The sequence below is a fragment of the Endozoicomonas sp. SESOKO2 genome (assembly GCF_024606245.1).
Taxonomy (GTDB): domain Bacteria; phylum Pseudomonadota; class Gammaproteobacteria; order Pseudomonadales; family Endozoicomonadaceae; genus Endozoicomonas_A.
Map to the genome: position 1 here is coordinate 1 of NZ_JAHHPQ010000234.1, position 2,272 is coordinate 2,272.

Annotated in this window: 2 protein-coding genes; both read left to right on the top strand. The window is 46.4% G+C overall.

Going from position 1 to position 2,272, the window contains the following annotated elements; genetic code table 11:
- The coding region (locus KDK17_RS05730; protein WP_257275581.1) for a hypothetical protein at positions 1-814 on the top strand (814 nt) is incomplete at its 5' end.
- Positions 815-1,177: 363 nt separating this feature from the next.
- On the top strand, positions 1,178-2,272 hold a 1,095-nt coding region (locus KDK17_RS05735), incomplete at its 3' end, for a hypothetical protein (RefSeq protein ID WP_257287564.1).

Consider the following 2,272-nt stretch of genomic DNA (forward strand, 5'->3'; position numbering starts at 1 on the left):
TCCAATGCCGCAGCTGAAAATACAGAATGAAAAAATGGAAATTAGCAACTGGTCAGAGGAGCAGTTCAGGATTTTTTTGAAAATCACTGGGGTGCCTGAACACTATTATTTGTCAGCAGATCATTGGCAAAAGCGTTCAGAACCCGATTACCCGGTATGTATCCAGGGACTCGAAACCGGGTTAGTCGTAAACAGAGAGCCCGGGGCAAAAGGTGATGTTGGAGTCGCGCCCTTCAACCCAATACCTATGCATGTGCTGGCTACCCTGATCAGCAGAGGAATGGCCATCAAAGCTGTCGCCTGGAAATCCCTTGACCATCATAAAGAGAGACTGCCTGTCTCCTTGCTTGGCAAACTGAAAATAAGCATCGAAGCATCAGATACAAAATGCCCCGATGAGATTAAAAAATCACTGTTTCAATACTTGAATAACGTTCCATCCAGAACAGCTGAAGCCTGTGAGCCGATCAGTGAACCGGAACTACAAAGCGTTAACCCACCCGACGACCAAAGAGAAAAACAGGCGTTTGGCCGCCTATGGTTAAAGCTAAATCAGACAGAAGTTTTTAGCACTGAAATACTGACATTACTGAACGAGTATGAGAATGAAATGGAGCTTATGCATGTAGTGACCGTCCTTAAAAAAGCCAAAATTGATATCGCCGACCACATACTGAAAAGATGGAGGCAACTGGCATGCAGAAAAATAAAGCGGTTAAGAAGAGGAGACCCTTTATTATCAGGGGTTAATCCTGATGTTTATCAGAGTTGCCAGGAATTAGAGTTACTTGATGGGTGTGGGAGTATTTTCTAATTGCCAACTCCGTTTATGGCGCGAAAACCAGTGGGATGCTATACATTCTCGTGCATACGGCAAACGTCAATCAATGCGCCTGAGTCTATGGGACGCCCACAGAAAAACAAAACTATCTGCCCGATGGTCCGATCACTGCTGCTGTTAGTGACAATAATGTCTGGTGAGTCACTGCCTGCAGTGGGATTAGACAGCTCAAACCTGCTGCCAGCACATTTCTTGTATACTAATAAGTTAGCCGGACATGAACAGCCCAAGCCTCTTCCGGTTGGGCTGACGCAATTAGCGCTCATTTTGCTTCAGCTGCTGCCGAATAACAGTCCCCCTGCGTTTCTTCAATTACCTCTCCAACCCGTTTGGCCAATGACGCAAACACGCCGCATTGACCTGATGGTCACGTCTCCGAAAGCCCTGGAGCATTCTTCCACTGCTCTGACCGCCACGGGGGCTGCCGGTGGAGATGATGGCGACAGGCCACCTGACGGAAATCACTGGAATCCTGACAAGGTGCCTCTCCCTGACCTCACCCTCGTTCCTGACCCTGTTCAAAAATGCCTGCAACAAAAAAGGCGACTGCTTCGAATATTACGAATGAAACGACTATGGGCGATTAAGACAGGCCAAACCACGCTGGCCCGGATTTTGTCAGACCGGATCATGGTGATTGAAGCGGACCTTCTTGATCTGGAAAGGTCAGACCCCGCCACGATTCATCCGGGGCTGGTTAAGACATGGCTAGCAGAGAATAGTCGGGAAATCAGCCTTTACCGTGTGATCGCTTCTGGCAAATACTATGGCCGTCAAACGTGTAACGGGGAAAAGGATCAACCCTCCGGAACGACCAAAGCATCAACAACCACGACAACGTCTCAGAACAGGCAGATGAGCGAAGTCCCTGCCTGTAACCAGGGAACCGGTTCATCAGGCGGCAGTGGTCGTGGAGGTGATGACCCACTAAAACCCTCTGCTGAGCAGGATAACGAAAATTTGGTTGTAACTTGTTCCAATTGTGAAAAGACACTGAATACACAGGAAATAAGTCGCATAGCAAATGAGGAATCAGCTTCAGCGTTTTTATGCAACACCTGCCTTTCAGGCACTAATGGTAAAAAAAGAGCAAGACGTAGCTCAGAAGAAACTCAGCTGCATGACTCATCAGAACCTGCTCAGAAAAAAAACAAGGGCTCGTGTAGAAAGAGAAATAATTCGAAAGCAGTTGCACCAACACCGGCTAAAAAAAAGAAACGAGCAGACACTCGAATCTCAGATGACCCATTGGAAAAAGTAAAAGAAAAAATCCTTTACGAATTAACTGAGGAAGAGCTGGAAAAAGTGCAAACCCTGATGCAGGTTTTCAAGAAAAAAAACATCACAGCCAAGTACACTTTTTATAACTTACTTGGTTTCGTAGAGAGAAAGTCTTTTAATGGCTTCTTCGATAATGCAATCGTTTTTTTT